This is a genomic window from Arcobacter sp. CECT 8983 (genome assembly GCF_004118855.1).
Taxonomy (GTDB): domain Bacteria; phylum Campylobacterota; class Campylobacteria; order Campylobacterales; family Arcobacteraceae; genus Halarcobacter.
In genome coordinates this window covers 205,981-221,804 of record NZ_PDKF01000004.1, presented here as the reverse complement: position 1 = coordinate 221,804, position 15,824 = coordinate 205,981, and the positions used below count along the sequence as shown (strand labels likewise).

The 15,824-nt window shown below is 29.9% G+C and carries 14 protein-coding genes; 10 read left to right on the top strand and 4 right to left on the bottom strand.

All coding sequences use genetic code 11. The features are described from left to right. Positions 1-12: 12 nt before the first annotated feature. The 3 genes from CRV01_RS03915 (at position 13) to CRV01_RS03905 (ending at position 3,621) form a co-directional block, all read left to right on the top strand. Entirely contained in the window at positions 13-1,203 is a 1,191-nt protein-coding gene (locus CRV01_RS03915) for an acetate/propionate family kinase (RefSeq protein ID WP_129006940.1), read from the top strand. Between the two features lie 192 nt (positions 1,204-1,395). After that, the gene (gene pta / locus CRV01_RS03910) at positions 1,396-2,388 is read left to right on the top strand and encodes a phosphate acetyltransferase (RefSeq protein ID WP_129006939.1); all 993 of its coding nucleotides are present in this window, start codon (positions 1,396-1,398) and stop codon (positions 2,386-2,388) included. Between the two features lie 33 nt (positions 2,389-2,421). Further along, positions 2,422-3,621, top strand: coding sequence for an acetate/propionate family kinase (locus CRV01_RS03905; RefSeq protein ID WP_129006938.1), 1,200 nt, complete (start codon positions 2,422-2,424; stop codon positions 3,619-3,621). A gap of 65 nt (positions 3,622-3,686) precedes the next feature. Here the strand turns inward: CRV01_RS03905 and CRV01_RS03900 are convergent, their stop codons facing one another. The 4 genes from CRV01_RS03900 to aroQ all read right to left on the bottom strand — a co-directional run bounded on the left by CRV01_RS03900 (position 3,687) and on the right by aroQ (position 7,829). Next, complete coding sequence (locus CRV01_RS03900) at positions 3,687-5,069, bottom strand: DEAD/DEAH box helicase (RefSeq protein ID WP_129006937.1); 1,383 nt, start codon at positions 5,067-5,069, stop codon at positions 3,687-3,689. A 143-nt stretch (positions 5,070-5,212) separates the two neighbouring features. Continuing rightward, positions 5,213-6,103, bottom strand: coding sequence for a signal peptide peptidase SppA (sppA, locus tag CRV01_RS03895; RefSeq protein ID WP_129006936.1), 891 nt, complete (start codon positions 6,101-6,103; stop codon positions 5,213-5,215). Then, the gene (locus CRV01_RS03890; protein ID WP_129006935.1) at positions 6,096-7,325 is read right to left on the bottom strand and encodes a metal-dependent hydrolase; all 1,230 of its coding nucleotides are present in this window, start codon (positions 7,323-7,325) and stop codon (positions 6,096-6,098) included. The genes sppA and CRV01_RS03890 overlap by 8 nt, the downstream gene beginning before the upstream one ends. Positions 7,326-7,328: 3 nt before the next feature. Then, positions 7,329-7,829 (bottom strand): type II 3-dehydroquinate dehydratase, encoded by a 501-nt coding sequence (gene aroQ, locus CRV01_RS03885; RefSeq protein ID WP_129006934.1) that lies wholly within the window; start codon positions 7,827-7,829, stop codon positions 7,329-7,331. Positions 7,830-7,894: 65 nt separating this feature from the next. Here aroQ and CRV01_RS03880 point away from each other — a divergent pair, with 65 nt between their 5' ends. The 7 genes from CRV01_RS03880 to lepA all read left to right on the top strand — a co-directional run bounded on the left by CRV01_RS03880 (position 7,895) and on the right by lepA (position 15,765). After that, a complete protein-coding gene (locus CRV01_RS03880) occupies positions 7,895-8,920 on the top strand; it encodes a M24 family metallopeptidase (RefSeq protein ID WP_129006933.1) in 1,026 nt (341 codons plus the stop codon). Between the two features lie 63 nt (positions 8,921-8,983). Beyond that, entirely contained in the window at positions 8,984-9,469 is a 486-nt protein-coding gene (gene folK / locus CRV01_RS03875; protein WP_129006932.1) for a 2-amino-4-hydroxy-6-hydroxymethyldihydropteridine diphosphokinase, read from the top strand. 73 nt (positions 9,470-9,542) lie between these two features. Next, entirely contained in the window at positions 9,543-10,640 is a 1,098-nt protein-coding gene (mnmA, locus tag CRV01_RS03870) for a tRNA 2-thiouridine(34) synthase MnmA (protein ID WP_129006931.1), read from the top strand. 1 nt (position 10,641) lies between these two features. Then, positions 10,642-11,673 (top strand): tRNA 2-thiouridine(34) synthase MnmA, encoded by a 1,032-nt coding sequence (gene mnmA / locus CRV01_RS03865; protein WP_129007514.1) that lies wholly within the window; start codon positions 10,642-10,644, stop codon positions 11,671-11,673. Between the two features lie 158 nt (positions 11,674-11,831). Beyond that, a complete protein-coding gene (locus tag CRV01_RS03860) occupies positions 11,832-12,764 on the top strand; it encodes a ribose-phosphate pyrophosphokinase (protein ID WP_129006930.1) in 933 nt (310 codons plus the stop codon). Between the two features lie 77 nt (positions 12,765-12,841). Continuing rightward, positions 12,842-13,858, top strand: a complete 1,017-nt coding sequence (locus CRV01_RS03855; RefSeq protein ID WP_129006929.1) for an OmpA family protein — start codon at positions 12,842-12,844, stop codon at positions 13,856-13,858. 119 nt (positions 13,859-13,977) lie between these two features. Further along, positions 13,978-15,765 carry a translation elongation factor 4 gene (gene lepA / locus CRV01_RS03850; protein WP_129006928.1) on the top strand — a complete coding sequence of 596 codons (1,788 nt, stop codon included), beginning with the start codon at positions 13,978-13,980 and terminating at the stop codon, positions 15,763-15,765. Positions 15,766-15,824: the final 59 nt, after the last annotated feature.

Genomic DNA, 15,824 nt, shown 5'->3' with positions numbered 1-15,824 from the left:
TAAGGTGTGTTAATGTTAATTCTTGTTTTAAATGCAGGAAGCTCTTCGTTAAAATATCAATTAATTGATGTTGAAACAGCTGAAGTAAAAGCTAATGGTTTATGTGAAAGAATTGGAATTGATGGTGTGATGAAACATGAAATTGCAGAAAATAGAAAACTTACTATTGACCATCCAATGCCAACTCATAAAGAAGCAATTGAGTTTATGCTAAATATTTTAACTCAAAATGATACTAAAGTAATAGAAAATATTGATGAGATTTCAGCAATTGGACATAGAGTTGTTCATGGGGGAGAATATTTTAAAGAATCAACAATTATAGATAAGAATGTAATTCAAAAAATTGAAAGACTTATTCCTCTAGCTCCACTACATAACCCTGCGCATCTTTTAGGTATTAAGATTTGTCAAGAATTAATGCCAGAAAAACCAAATGTAGCAGTATTTGATACAGCATTTCATCAAACAATGCCTGAAGAAAACTACTTATATGCAGTTCCACATGAAGATTATACAGAACATAAATTAAGAAAGTATGGATTCCATGGAACAAGTCACTATTATGTATCAAATGAAGCAATCAAAATGTTACAAAAAGAGCAATCAAAAGTTATTGTATGTCATTTAGGGAATGGTTCTTCTATTTGTGCAGTAAAAGATGGAAAATCAATTGATACAACTATGGGATTAACTCCGCTTGAAGGTCTTATGATGGGAACAAGATCTGGAGATATTGATGCAGGTGTAATTCCATACTTATTAGAAAAAAAAGATATGGATGCAAATCAAATTATTGATTACTTAAACAAAAAATCAGGAATCCTAGGTGTTTCTGGAATTTCTTCAGATTTAAGAGAAGTTATTAAAGCGGCAAAGGATGGAGACCAAAGAGCAAATATTTGTATTGAGATGATGTGTAATAGAATCAGAAAATATATTTGTTCTTATGCTGGTGTTTTAGGTGGAGTTGATGCTATTTGTTTTACTGCAGGGATTGGTGAAAATGCAGATATCATTAGAGAAAAAGTTTGTTCTGGTCTTGAATTTATTGGAGTTGAGATAGATAAAAATAAAAATAAAATAAGAGAAAAAACTAATAGAGAAATCAATAAAACAGATTCAAAAACAAAAATATTTGTTATTCCTACTAATGAAGAATTTGTTATCGCACAAGATACTTATAAGTTAGTAAAAGCATAATGCTTTTACTAACCACCTTCTAACACTTAAGAAAAATACACAGAAATTTATCCTTATGTAAAACATATGTACTACTTTTATACACATATAATAATTATGTATAAAACTTTTTCATTTTAGCCTCTGTAATGCTACTTTAATGCTACACTTGAATAATATAATTTTTACTGATTTTATAAAAAAGGACGCTTGATGGGTTTAATAGAAAGTATTAAAGAAAATGCTAAAAAAGAACTTAAAACTATTGTTCTTCCAGAGTCTGAAGACGAAAGAGTACTACAAGCTACTCAAAAGGTTTTAGAAGAAAAAACTGCAAATGTAGTTTTAATTGGAAATGAAGAACAAATTAAAGCAGATGCAGCTGCATGTGGAGCTTCAATAGAAGGTGCAACAATTATTGATCCAAAGAAATTTGATGATATAGAAAGATATGTTGACGAATTAGTAGAGTTAAGAAAATCAAAAAACTTATCTAAAGAAGAAGCTACTCAAATCATGACTACAGAACCAAGATTTTTTGGTTGTATGATGGTAAGGCTTGGTGAAGCAGATGGACTTGTTGCTGGTTCAAACTCACCTACTGCAGATGTACTAAGAGCTGCTATTCAAGTTATCAAAACTGCTCCAGGAATAAATACAGTTTCATCTGCTTTTATTATGGAAACAACTGATGGTAAATTTGGTGATAATGGATTAATTCTTTTTGCAGATTGTGCAGTTATTCCAGAACCAAATGCAGAGCAATTAGCTGATATTGCTAGTGCTACAGCTGCTACAGCTAAATCAGTTGTTGGTTTAGACCCAAGAGTTGCAATGTTATCTTTCTCAACAAAAGGAAGTGCTAATCACCCATTAGTTGATAAAGTACAGTATGCAGTTGATTTATTAACTGAAAGAAATGTTGATTTTGAATTTGATGGTGAATTGCAAGCAGATGCTGCAATTGTTGAAGCAGTAGGAGCTAAAAAAGCACCAGATTCAAAAGTAGCTGGACGTGCTAATGTACTTGTATTCCCAGATTTACAATCAGGAAACATTGGATACAAATTAGTACAAAGATTTGCAGGAGCTGCTGCTCATGGCCCAGTTGTTCAAGGTCTTGCAAAACCTGTTAATGACTTATCAAGAGGTTGTTCAGTTGATGATATCGCTAACTTAGTTGCTATCACTGCTACACAATGTTAATTTAAAATTTATAAAGAAAGAGGGAAAAGATATATGTTAGTATTTATTTTAAACGCAGGAAGTTCATCATTAAAATACCAATTAATGAACCCAGTAACAAAAGATGTTTTAGCTGTTGGTATCTGTGAAAGAATTGGAATTGATGGTGTATTAAAACATGAGTTTGGAAATGATCAAGAATTAAAAATTGATGTTTCAATGCCTACTCATAAAGAGGCTATTGAATTAGTATTAAGAACGCTAACAGAAGGTGAAGGTAAAGTAATTGACTCTATTGATGATATTGAAGCAATTGGACATAGAGCAGTACATGGGGGAGAAGAGTTTGCTTCTTCTGTTATGGTAAGTGATAAAGTTATTGAAACTATGAAAAAATTAATTCCTTTAGCACCTTTACATAACCCAGCAAATATTATGGGAATGGAAATTTGTAAAGAATTAATGCCAGGAAAACCTAACGTAGCTGTATTTGATACTGCATTCCACCAAACTATGCCTGATTATGCTTATATGTATGCTTTACCGTATGATCAATACTCAAAACATGGAATTAGAAAATATGGTTTCCATGGAACTTCTCACTTCTTTGTTTCTAACGAAGCAAGAGGAATGCTAGATAAAAAACATAATACTAGAATTATCGTATGTCACTTAGGGAATGGTTCTTCTGTAAGTGCAGTATTAAATGGTAAATGTATTGATACTTCAATGGGTCTAACTCCTGTTCAAGGTCTAATGATGGGAACAAGAGCTGGAGATGTAGGTGCTGGTGCAATTTCATTTATGATGAGTCAAGAAGGTATGTCTATAGATGAAACACTTGATTTAATGAATAAAAAATCAGGTATTTTAGGTATTTCTGGAAAATCATCAGACTTAAGAGAAGTTCTTGATGGAATGCAAAATGGTGATGATAGATGTAGATTAGCTGTTGATATGGTTGCTTATAACATCAAAAAATATGTAGGTTCATATGTTGCTGCTTTAGATGGTGTAGATGCATTATGTTTCACTGGTGGGATTGGAGAAAACTCTGCTTTAATTAGAGAAATTGTTTGTGCTGGACTTGATGGAATGGGATTAAATATTGACCCAACTAAAAATAATAAAAGATCTAGCAAAGCAAGAGATATTGCAACAAATAGTTCTGATGCAAGAATTTTTGTTATACCAACAAACGAAGAGTATGTTATCGCAAGTGATACATACAAAATCGTTAAAGGTCTTGAGTAAAATATTACTCAAGATTTATACTAGGGAAAAGGAAAAAGGCAAGGAATCACACACCTTGCCTTTTTTTATTTATTATTACTACCTAATCCTTTTCTATAATTACCTGTAATTTTTCTATTTGAATTTCTTTTAGAAGTTTGTTTTTTTCTATTTTCAATGAAATCATCTACTTCTTTTTTGAAATCCTTTTTTTCACTACTATTTTTAATTCTTGTATTTGACTTAGGTCTTCTTTCTTTGGCATTAGAAGAGTTTCTTTTATTATTATTTCTACTCTTTGTATTAGAAGATTTTTGAGGCTTTTTTAATGCACTAATTGTAAAACCTTCTATATCTCTAACAGGAATAGTTGTTTTTGTTAATTTTTCAATATCTTCTAAATATTGAGCCTCCTCATCACAAACTAAAGATAAAGCTTCACCAATATTACCTGCCCTACCTGTTCTTCCTATTCTATGAACATAATCTTCTGGTACATTTGGTAATTCATAATTAACTACATGGGGTAAAAGTTCAATATCAATACCACGTGCAGCAATATCAGTTGCCACGAGTACTCTTATTTTTTTCGCTTTAAAATCTTTTAAAGCAGTTGTTCTTGCACCTTGTGATTTATTACCATGAATTGCTAAAGAGGAAATATTATTTTTATTTAAAAATTCACTTAATCTATTTGCTCCATGTTTAGTACGAGTGAAAACTAAAACTTGATTCCAATCTTGTGTATGTATTAAAAAAGATAAAAGATTTTTCTTTTTGTCTTTATTTACATAATGAACAACCTGTGAAACCTGCTCAGATAAAGTATTACTTCTTGCAACTTCAACAGTTTCTGGCTTGGTTAAAAATGAGTTAGATAACTTCTTTATTTCATCAGAAAAAGTAGCTGAGAAAAGTAATGTTTGTCTATGAGTTGGAACTTTTGCTACAACTTTTTTTATATCATGAATAAATCCCATATCCAACATTCTATCAGCTTCATCAAGAACTAAAAAATCAACCCTTGATAAATCTATAGTATCTTGAGACATATGATCTAAAAGTCTTCCAGGTGTTGCAATTACAATATCAACACCCTTTCTTAAGCTTGCTTTTTGTGGGTTTATTCCAACTCCTCCAAAAATAACTGCTGTTTTTAAATGAAGATATTTACTATAAGCTTGAATATTTTCAAAAACTTGTAAGGCTAGTTCTCTTGTGGGAACTAAAATTAATGCTTTAATATAAGCTTTTTGATCTTTTCTATGAGGTTTTAAACTCATAAACTCTAAAAGAGGTAAAGTAAAAGCTGCTGTTTTACCTGTACCTGTTTGTGCTGCTGCTAGTAAATCTTTTTTTTCTAAGATTTTAGGAATAGCTTGTTCTTGAATTAAAGTAGGTTTTGTGTAACCTTGCTCTTTAATCGCTTTTAAAATATTAGGATTTAATCCTAATTTTGAAAATGACATATATAACCTTTGATATATTAGTAGTTTAAAAAAGTAATTCGTGATTAATGAAGAATATGCAGATTTTTACTATAATTTTTTCGTATTATAGCACAAATTATAAAAAGTGCTTAAAAAAAGATAGAATTAAAAAATTCTATCTTCTAATAAGCTTTTAGTCCACCTTCAAATAGAACAGAAAAATTTGTAACTGCTTCTTGGATTATTCTATCAAAGAACTTATCAAATTTATCCTGTTTTTTCCAAGATGGTTTACTTACACCTGATAATTTAATTACTCTATTTTGAGCAAAGGTTAAAGTATTAACCTCATCAACTAAACCAACTTTTTTTGCTTGAGATGAAGTAAAAATATGAGCATCTGCAAATTTCTTATGGTCTTGAACTTTTAAACCTCTTGCCTTTGCTACATCAGATATAAACATATTGTATGTATCGTCTATTACCTTTTCTAATTCTTGCTTCTCATAATCAGCCCATTGCCTTGTTGGAGTTCCTGACTCTTTATATTTACCTGCTTTTACTGTTTGAGTTTTAACTCCAATCTTATCCATTAGCTCTTCTAGGTTTGTACCTTGGAAAATAACTCCAATAGAACCAACCATGCTTCCTGGATTAGCAATAATCTCTTTTGCCCAAATTGATGAATAATAACTTCCACTTGCCATAACACCACTTGCATAAGCTACAACTGGCTTTAAATCATTTAACTCTTTAATTGCATAAGCAATTTCAACTGATGGAGCAACTGCACCACCTGGAGAGTTTACATCAAGCAATACTCCCTTGATATTTTTATTCTTTTTAGCTTCATTAATTTGAGCTAAAACTTTTTGCGAATCTAAAATAGGACCAAATAGTTCTATTTTTTGTAGATTTGCACTTTCAAAACTTCCTTCATTTATATTTGCTTCATTTGAAGTTGATACAAAGTAATAAACAATTGTTAAAAATACTATTGTTTTAAAATATTTCGTAATAAAATCTAAAATAGCAATAATAGGATAAAAAAGTTTTTTAAAAAAATTAAGCATTTTGTCCTCCAATAAAAACTTTATTTACAAACTTAGTATGTAATATAACATTCATACATAAATCCTCTTCATCTTTAATAGTGTCTGGTAAAGTAATTACTATTATATCTGCATCTTTATTTTTTTCTAACTCACCTTTTTGTAAACTTAAAGCTTTTGCTGCATTTTTTGTTGCTGCTTCAAGTAGGTTTTTTGAAAAGGAAATTGGATTTTTATCTACATGCACCATTAAACAATTTCTTAACTCATCAAACATCGATAAAGAGTTATTTGAACTAAGTCCATCTGTACCAATTGTAAATGGCACTTTTAAATCAATTAATCTGTCAATATCTAATTTTGTGTTATTTAATAATCTATTAGAAGTTACACAATGATTTATAAAAGCATTAAGCTCTTTTATCTTTTTTAAGTCATTATCACTTGCCTCAACACAATGAGTAAATGAAAGATTGTCTATATCTTTAAATTGATTTAAAAATTCCATTGGTTTTGTAACACTTTTTTCTTGCCCTAAAAAGTTCTTAAAAAACTCTAAGAAACTACCTTCATCACGGTGTAACCACTCAAACTCTTCTGGTGATTCTAAAAAGTGAGAACTAACTGCAAGTTTATCTTTTCTTGCAAGATTTAAAGTCTCCCTTATTAAAAATGGATGAACTGAATATGGCGAGTGTATTGCAATTGCTGGAATGAAGCTTTTGCTCGCATTCTTTTTTGCTGTATTTAGTCTTGCTTTAAAATCTGCAAACAAGTTATCTATCATATCAGCTTTGCTTCCAATTACTTCAGTAAAAAATACTGTATTAATAGGAGATTTTACACATGGTTCTATATCTAAAGAGTATGAAGAGATAGCTCCTATTGTAGTAGTACCACTTTTAAGCATTTTAGATAACTTTTTAGAAATAAGTTTACTAGTTGCTTTTTCAACTAACTCTTCTCTTGATGCAATAACAGAGTTTAGCCATTGCATAAAGTTTCCATACTTTAAAGTAGTTGCATTTGAAGAAAACTCTAAGTGTACATGTGAGTTTATAAGTCCTGGCATTAAAACTGAGTTTTCGCCTAAAAACTCAATTTCAATTCCTGTGTACTTATTTTCAATGTACTCTTTAGTACCTACATCAATAATTTTTTCATCAAAAACTATAGCACCATCTTTTATGATGGTACTATCTTCATTGCAAGTTATTATCCATGAGGCACTTAGAATTTTCATTAATTATTTCTCTTGTACTTGTGCTTTAGCTTTAGCTGCTGCTTCTTGTTGTGCTTGATGAGCTGCTTTTACTTCTGAAATAATTTGAGTTAAAGAGATAAGTCCTAAGTGGTAAGAGAATGGACCAAATCCTGTGATAACACCAGTTGATGCAGCTGCAGTGATTGATTTTTGTCTAAACTCTTCTCTTTTGTAAATATTTGAAATATGTACTTCTACAGTTGGAAGATTTACTGCACTTAGTGCATCTTTAATAGCAATTGATGTGTGAGAAAATGCTGCTGGATTAATTAAAATACCATCAACTGTACCTAAACACTCTTGAATTCTATCTACAATTTCACCTTCTAAATTTGATTGAAAAAACTCTAATTCAACATCATTTTGTGCTGCACTAGCTTTCATTTGTTCATGAATTTGATCTAAAGACATAGGACCATAAATATGTTGTTCTCTAACACCTAACATATTTAAATTTGGACCTTGAATAACTGCAATTTTCATATTATATTCCTTTTATGATTTTTGGGTAAGATTATATTTAAAATTTAGTTAATGAAAGATGAATTATGAAAAATTATTTATTATTAGATGAAAACGCCATCTACTATGAGTGTGGTTTTTCTTGTGACAATGTAATATTTATAAAGCTAGAAAAAGATAGCTTTTTTATTACAGATGCAAGATACACAATAGAAGCTAAAGAGTTTGCAAAAAATTGTCAAGTTATAGAAAGCTCTGATTTAGTTAAAGATGCACAAAAAATATTAAAAAATTCAAAAATTAAAAAAATAGTTTTTGACCCAAATGATTTTACATACTCTTTATACCAAAAATTAACAGATAATTTAAAAATAGAGTTTATTCAAAGAGAAAACTTCTCAAAACTAAAAAGAATAATTAAAACAGATGAAGAGATTGAGTTTCTAAAAAAAGCTTCAATGATAGGCAAAAAAGGTTTTAAAAAACTAGCAAAATATATTAGAAAAAATGGTTTCAAAGAAGAAGAAAACTTCTTACATTTTAAAGCAATAGAAAAAATGTCACAAACTGGAAAATATGATTTAAGTTTTGATCCAATTGTTGCAATAAACGAAAATGCAGCAAAACCCCATGCCTTGCCAACTAAAAAGAAACTAAAATTAAATGATTTACTTCTAGTAGATGCAGGAGTAAAATACAAAAGATATTGTTCTGATAGAACTTGTACAGCTCATGTTGATTTTGAAACTTTTAATTTTAAAAGGGAACAAAAGTTTAAAAATAAAGAAGAACAAAAAGTTTATGACTTGGTATATAAAGCTCAACTTAATGCTATTTCTAAAGCAAGAGTGGGAATGAAAGCTAGTGAAATTGACAAACTTACTAGAGATGTAATCGAAAAAGCAGGTTTTGGAAAATATTTTGTACATAGTACTGGTCATGGTGTAGGGCTTGATATTCATGAATTCCCAAATATTAATAGTAAATCTGATGTAATTATTGAAAATAATATGGTATTTACAATAGAACCAGGTATTTATCTTCCAAATAAATTTGGAGTTAGAATTGAAGATACAGTTGTTATGAAAAATGGAAAAGCAGAGATTTTATAAATAAAAAATATTAAAAATAAAATCTTGACTAACTTAATAAGTTTTATATTTTAAAAGGAAATTATGAAAAAAATATTATCAAAAGAACTTACACTTTTTTATTCTACTAACTTTCCAAAAGTTTTTAATACTTTTACAAATAAAAAACACCTTGTAACTATAGGTATTGGGGGAAATATTGGGGACACAAAAAAATTATTTAATAAACTAGTCTTATGTTTAAATCAAAATACAAAATTTGATTTACTTATGACTTCTCCTTTACTTTTAAATCCTCCTTTTGGATATTTAAAACAAAAACCATTTTTAAATGGTATAATAATACTTAAAACTAATCTAGCACCAAATGAGTTTTTAAAACATATGCAAAGATTAGAAAATCGATTTGGAAGAAAGCGGTCCTTTCAAGATGCGCCTAGAACCTTAGATATTGATATAATATTTTTTGATAATAAAAAATTAAATACAAAAAAACTTATTATTCCTCATAAAGACTGGGCAAATAGAGAATCAGTGATTATTCCTTTAAATTATATGAATAGATTATAAAAAAGAATATATAGATAAATACTTAATAAAAAGATATTATCTTTTGTTCTAAGAATTTTAGAAAGGTTAAATAATGAAAAAGAAAGTTGTTGTTGGAATGTCAGGTGGTGTTGACTCTTCTGTTACAGCATTATTATTAAAACAACAAGGCTATGATGTAGTAGGCTTATTTATGAGAAATTGGGAATATGGAATCAAAGGTAGCCAATGTCCTAATAGAATAGAGTTCGAAGATGCAAAAAGAGTTGGTGAAATAATAGGTATTGAAGTAAAAGGTAAAGACTTTGTTGAAGAGTACAGAACAAAAGTATTTGATGTATTTTTAGAAGGTTTAAAAAAAGGTCTTACTCCTAATCCTGATATTCTTTGTAATAGAGAAATTAAATTTAATGTATTTTTAAATGAAGCAAAGAAAATGGGTGTAGATATGATAGCAACTGGTCATTATGCAAAGATTGCTAAATATAAAGACCATTTTGTATTAGATACTCCAAAAGATAGTTCAAAAGACCAATCATATTTCTTACATGCTCTTTCAAGTGAACAACTATCTCATGCAATGTTTCCACTTGGAGATTTAACTAAAACAGAAGTTAGAGAAATAGCAAGAGAAAATAACCTACCTGTAAGTGATAAAAAAGATAGTACAGGTATTTGTTTTATTGGAAATCAAAGATTTGATGACTTTATTACTCAACATCTTAAAGCAATCCCTGGTGACATGATAGATGAAAATGGAAAAGTTTTAGGAAAACACAAAGGTCTTATTTGTTACACATTAGGTCAAAGAAAAGGTATTGGTCTTGGTGGAATCAAAGGACTTGAAGGTGAAAACAACACTCACAAATCATGGTATGCTGCTAAAAAAGATATAAAAAACAATACTTTAACAGTAGTTCAAGATACAAACCATCCACTACTTATGAGCCAAACAGTTGAAGCTTCTCATATGCATTGGGTACTAGAAGAGGCACCAAAAGTTGGTGATAAATTAGTAGCTCAAATAAGATATAGACAACAAAAACAAGCTTGTACAGTAGTTGAAGTAAATGAAGATAAAGTTTTAGTTAAATTTGATAAACCTCAAAGAGCTGTAACTTTAGGACAAAGTCTTGTTTTATATGATGGACAGTATTGTCTTGGTGGTGGTTTTATAAGTGACTACAAATAAAATGAAAAAAGTAATGGTAGGTATGAGTGGAGGAATTGATTCTTCCGTTACTGCCTACATGCTTCAAATAGAAGGCTTCGAAGTTGAAGGTTGTTATTTAAAACTTCACAATAGAACCGATGGTTATCATGAGCAAAACTTAAGTTATATAGAAGATGTAGCAAAGTTCTTAAATATTAAATACCATGTATTAGATTTAACCCATAAATTTGAAGAAGAAGTATATAACTATTTTGTTGATTCATATTTAGAAGGTACAACACCAAACCCATGTGTAAAATGTAATAGACAAATTAAATTTGGAGCTATGCTTGATTTTGCAAAAGAACATAATGCTTCATATTTAGCTACAGGTCATTATGCAAAAACAGATGGGAAATTTATCTATGAAGCTGATGATAATACAAAAGATCAAAGCTATTTTTTATCACAAGTAGATAAAGAAGCCTTACCATATATGATGTTTCCACTAAGTACTTATAAAAAAGAAGACATCATTAAATTTGGCGCAAAACTTGATGTAGCATATAAAAAAATTACAGAAAAAAATGAATCCCAAGAAATCTGCTTTGTTGAAACTGTTTATACAGATGTTGTAAAAAGACATGCAAATATTGATATGCCAGGAAAAGTATTAGATGATAGTGGCAATATTGTAGGAGAGCATAAAGGTTATATGCACTATACAATTGGTAAAAGAAGAGGTTTTACAGTCTATGGAGCTCAAGAACCTCATTTTGTAACAAAACTAAACCCAAAGAATAATACAATTGTTGTTGGTAAAAAACAAGCCTTAGCAATTAATAATGTAGAAGCTGAAAATGTAAATATGTTTATTGATAAAAAAGAGTTTGACTGTACAGTAAAACTAAGATATAGATCAGTATCAGTTCCTTGTAAAGTAACAATTGAAGATAATAAAGCAAAGATTTCTTTAAAAGAGCCTGCCTTTTCAGTTGCAGCTGGACAGTTAGCTGTTTTCTATGAAGATGATAAAGTTCTGGGAAGTGCTTGGATTAAATCTTCTTCATAATCAAAAACTAAGAGTTTTAGCTCTTAGTTACTGCTTTACTCTACTTATATAATCAAGTATATTATTCTATATTTGTAATATTTATTCTACGTAAATTCAATATAAGAACATTTTGGATAAAATCACACAATAATACTTACTACACATAAGGAAATCTAATGTCAAAATATAAGCTTTTTAGTGGTACTGCTAACCCTGAATTTGCTAAAAAAGTTGGGAAATACCTAAACGTTGAAGTTGGAGAAGCTTCGATTAATAAATTTAGTGATGGTGAAATCTCTGTACAAATCAAAGAGAGTGTAAGAGGACAAGACGTATTTATCGTTCAGCCAACATGTGCTCCAACTAATGACCACTTAATGGAACTTTTAATTATGATTGACGCATTAAAAAGAAGTAGTGCTGCTTCTATTTCTGCTGTTATACCATATTATGGATATGCTAGACAAGATAGAAAAGCCGCTCCTAGAGTTCCAATTTCTGCGAAATTAGTAGCTGATATGTTAGAAGCTGCTGGAATTGATAGAATGATTACTATTGATTTACATGCTGCTCAAATTCAAGGTTTTTTCAATATTCCAGTTGATAACTTATATGGTTCTGTTTTATTCGTAAGTCATTTAAGAAATAAAAACCTTAAAAACCCAATTATTGCAAGTCCGGATATTGGAGGAGTTGCAAGAGCAAGATCATATGCTGATAAATTAGGATATGATTTAGTAATAGTTGATAAAAAAAGAGAAAAAGCTAATGTTGCTGAAGTTATGAATATCATTGGGGATGTAGAAGGGAAAGATGTTATTTTAGTAGATGATATGGTTGATACAGCTGGTACTTTAGTAAAAGCTGCTGAAGTATTAAAGAAAAAAGGTGCAACATCAGTTATGGCTTGCTGTACTCATGGTGTGCTTTCAGGACCTGCATTTGATAGAATTAATAATGGAACATTAGATGAATTAATTATTTCTGATACTATTCCAATGCATGGAAAAAGTGAAAAGATTACAGTATTAAGTGCTGCTAAAATTATGGGTGAAACTATTAGAAGAATTACTCATAACGAATCAGTTAACTCAATTTTTATTGACTAGTTAAAATTAAATAATTATTTAAATTCTAAATTAATTATTTATTAGTTATCATAGTAATAAACACAAAAGGAAATAATATGAAAAAGATAATTTTATCTGCGGCCTTATGTGCATCTCTTGCATTTGCAGCCAATAGTGATTACAAATATGAAATTACTCCAATGATTGGTGGTAATGTTGCAGAAGGTAATTTAAACTTAGATGATGACCACTACGCAATTGGTGGTTTAAGTTTTGGTGTAAACTTTGATGACACAATTTATGACCAAATTGAAATAGGTATTTTAAGTTCATTAGAGCAAGTTGACTATGATGGAATAAATGAAGATACTGATATTACAAGATTATTTACTAACTTTGTAAAGAATTATGAACTAACTGATAATACTTCTTTATATGGATTAGTTGGTTTTGGTTTAGAGCACTTCGAAAATGAAGAGCTTGGAAACAAGACTGCTTTATTTGGAAACTATGGTATTGGTTTAAGATATGAGTTCTCTAATGATATGGCACTTAAAACAGACATTAGACATTTAGTTAATACTAATGATAGAGACAATAACTTAGTTTATACTGTGGGTCTAGCTATTCCATTTGGTGAAAAAGCAGCTCCTACTCCAAAAAAACAAGAGCCTACTCCTGAACCAACACCTGTAACTGAAAAACAAGTTGATAGTGACGGTGATGGTGTTGCAGATATTAATGATAAATGTCCTGACACACCAAAAGGTGATATTGTTGACCAAAATGGATGTTCTTTAAAAGTAAACTTAAATATCAACTTTGACTTTGATAGTGCAAGAATTAACAATGAATATGATTCTAAAATCAAAAAATTTGCTGATTTCATGAAAAAATTCCCTTCTGTAAAAGGGAAAATTGAAGCACATACAGACTCAATTGGTACAAAAGAATATAACCAAGACTTATCAGAAAGAAGAGCGGCTTCTACTGTTAAAGCACTTGAGGCACAAGGTGTTGATAAATCAAGATTTAACTCAACTGGATATGGTGAAACAAAACCTAAAGCAACAAATGAAACTGCTGAAGGTAGAGCACAAAACAGAAGAGTTGAAGGTTCAATTTACAGATAATAATCTTATCAAAGTACAGGGTCTTCCTGTACTTTATTCTACTAAACTTAAAACTTAACTATAAACTTACAAAACTTTAGATATAATCGCGAAATTATTATAAATATAGGAATTTAATTTTGCAAAAAAATATTAGAAACTTTAGTATTATTGCTCATATCGACCATGGGAAATCTACACTTGCTGATAGAATTATCCAAGAGTGTGGAGCTGTTACTGATAGAGAATTATCTTCACAGATGATGGATACTATGGATATTGAGCAAGAACGTGGTATTACTATTAAGGCTCAAAGTGTAAGATTAAAATACATAAAAGATGGCGAAGAGTATATCTTAAATCTTATAGACACTCCAGGTCACGTTGACTTTTCATATGAAGTAAGTAGATCTTTAGCTTCATCTGAAGGTGCACTACTTATTGTTGATTCAACACAAGGTGTTGAAGCACAAACTATTGCTAATGTGTATATTGCTTTAGACAATGACTTAGAGCTACTGCCAGTTGTAAATAAAATTGATTTACCAAGCGCTGATCCAATGAGGGTTTTAGAAGAAACAGAAGAGGCTATTGGCTTAGACTGTACTGAACATAATCTAATCTCTGCTAAAACTGGTCTTGGTGTAAAAGAGTTAATTGATTCTATTGTAGATAGAGTTCCTGCTCCACAAGGAGACGAAGAAGCTCCTACTAAAGCACTTATTTATGATTCATGGTTTGATAACTATCTTGGAGCACTAGCTCTTGTAAGAGTATATGATGGAAGTATCAAAAAAGGTCAAGTACTTAAGATGATGAATACAAAAGTTGAGCATCCAGTATTAGACTTAATGTATCCACATCCTATTAAAAGAGAAAAAACAAAAGAGATAAAAACAGGTGAAATTGGTATAGTTGTATTAGGACTTAAAACTCTTGATGGAATTGCAGTTGGTGATACTATGACTGATGCAAAAAATCCAACACCAGAAGCAATTGATGGATTTGAACCAGCAAAACCATTTGTTTTTGCAGGACTTTATCCTATTGAAACAGATAAATTTGAAGACTTAAGAGAAGCCTTAACTAAGCTTCAATTAAATGACTCTTCTATCTCATTTGAACCTGAATCTTCAGCTGCTCTTGGAAGTGGATTTAGAGCTGGTTTCTTAGGTATGCTTCACATGGAAGTTATTAAAGAAAGACTTGAAAGAGAGTTTAATCTTGACCTTATTGCAACTGCTCCAACGGTTGTATATGAAGTACTTAAAAACGATGGAGAAAGAATTATGATTCAAAATCCATCTGAACTTCCTGAGCCAAATCATATTGATACTATTTTTGAGCCATATGTAAAATCTACAATCTTAGTTCCAGATGAGTTTTTAGGAAATGTTATCAAGCTTCTAAATGACAAAAGAGGTATCCAAAATAAAATGGACTATCTTGGAAAAAGAGTTCTTTTAGAATATGATATTCCTATGAATGAAATTGTAATGGACTTTTATGATAAACTGAAATCTACTACAAAAGGTTATGCTTCATTTGATTATGAACCAGTTGGATTTAGACCAGGTATTTTACAAAAGCTTGATATTAAAGTTGCTGGGGAAGTTGTTGATGCACTATCAATTATCGTACCTGAAAACAAAGCATTATCAAAAGGTAGAGAGTTTATTAAAGCACTTAAAGAATTAATTCCTAGACAACTATTTGAAGTTGCTGTACAAGCTAGTATTGGTACTAATATTATTGCTAGAGAAACTGTTAAATCTACAGGTAAAAATGTTACTGCTAAATGTTATGGTGGTGATATTACAAGAAAAAGAAAACTTTTAGAAAAACAAAAAGCTGGTAAAAAAAGAATGAAAGCTATTGGTAAAGTTAATGTACCACAAGAAGCTTTCATGGCAGTTTTAAAAATCTAATATTTAATAAAAAAGGAGTCTATTTATTTAAACTCCTTTTTTACACTAAACTTGCATCA

Bases quoted from the DNA above. Each gene is read 5' to 3' on its own strand.
- pta (WP_129006939.1), top strand. From the start codon at position 1,396: ATGGGTTTAATAGAAAGTATTAAAGAAAATGCTAAAAAAGAACTTAAA.
- CRV01_RS03855 (WP_129006929.1), top strand. From the start codon at position 12,842: ATGAAAAAGATAATTTTATCTGCGGCCTTATGTGCATCTCTTGCATTT.
- mnmA (WP_129006931.1), top strand. From the start codon at position 9,543: ATGAAAAAGAAAGTTGTTGTTGGAATGTCAGGTGGTGTTGACTCTTCT.
- CRV01_RS03860 (WP_129006930.1), top strand. From the start codon at position 11,832: ATGTCAAAATATAAGCTTTTTAGTGGTACTGCTAACCCTGAATTTGCT.
- CRV01_RS03880 (WP_129006933.1), top strand. From the start codon at position 7,895: ATGAAAAATTATTTATTATTAGATGAAAACGCCATCTACTATGAGTGT.
- CRV01_RS03890 (WP_129006935.1), bottom strand. From the start codon at position 7,325: ATGAAAATTCTAAGTGCCTCATGGATAATAACTTGCAATGAAGATAGT.
- aroQ (WP_129006934.1), bottom strand. From the start codon at position 7,829: ATGAAAATTGCAGTTATTCAAGGTCCAAATTTAAATATGTTAGGTGTT.
- CRV01_RS03915 (WP_129006940.1), top strand. From the start codon at position 13: ATGTTAATTCTTGTTTTAAATGCAGGAAGCTCTTCGTTAAAATATCAA.
- CRV01_RS03905 (WP_129006938.1), top strand. From the start codon at position 2,422: ATGTTAGTATTTATTTTAAACGCAGGAAGTTCATCATTAAAATACCAA.
- CRV01_RS03900 (WP_129006937.1), bottom strand. From the start codon at position 5,069: ATGTCATTTTCAAAATTAGGATTAAATCCTAATATTTTAAAAGCGATT.
- folK (WP_129006932.1), top strand. From the start codon at position 8,984: ATGAAAAAAATATTATCAAAAGAACTTACACTTTTTTATTCTACTAAC.
- mnmA (WP_129007514.1), top strand. From the start codon at position 10,642: ATGAAAAAAGTAATGGTAGGTATGAGTGGAGGAATTGATTCTTCCGTT.
- sppA (WP_129006936.1), bottom strand. From the start codon at position 6,103: ATGCTTAATTTTTTTAAAAAACTTTTTTATCCTATTATTGCTATTTTA.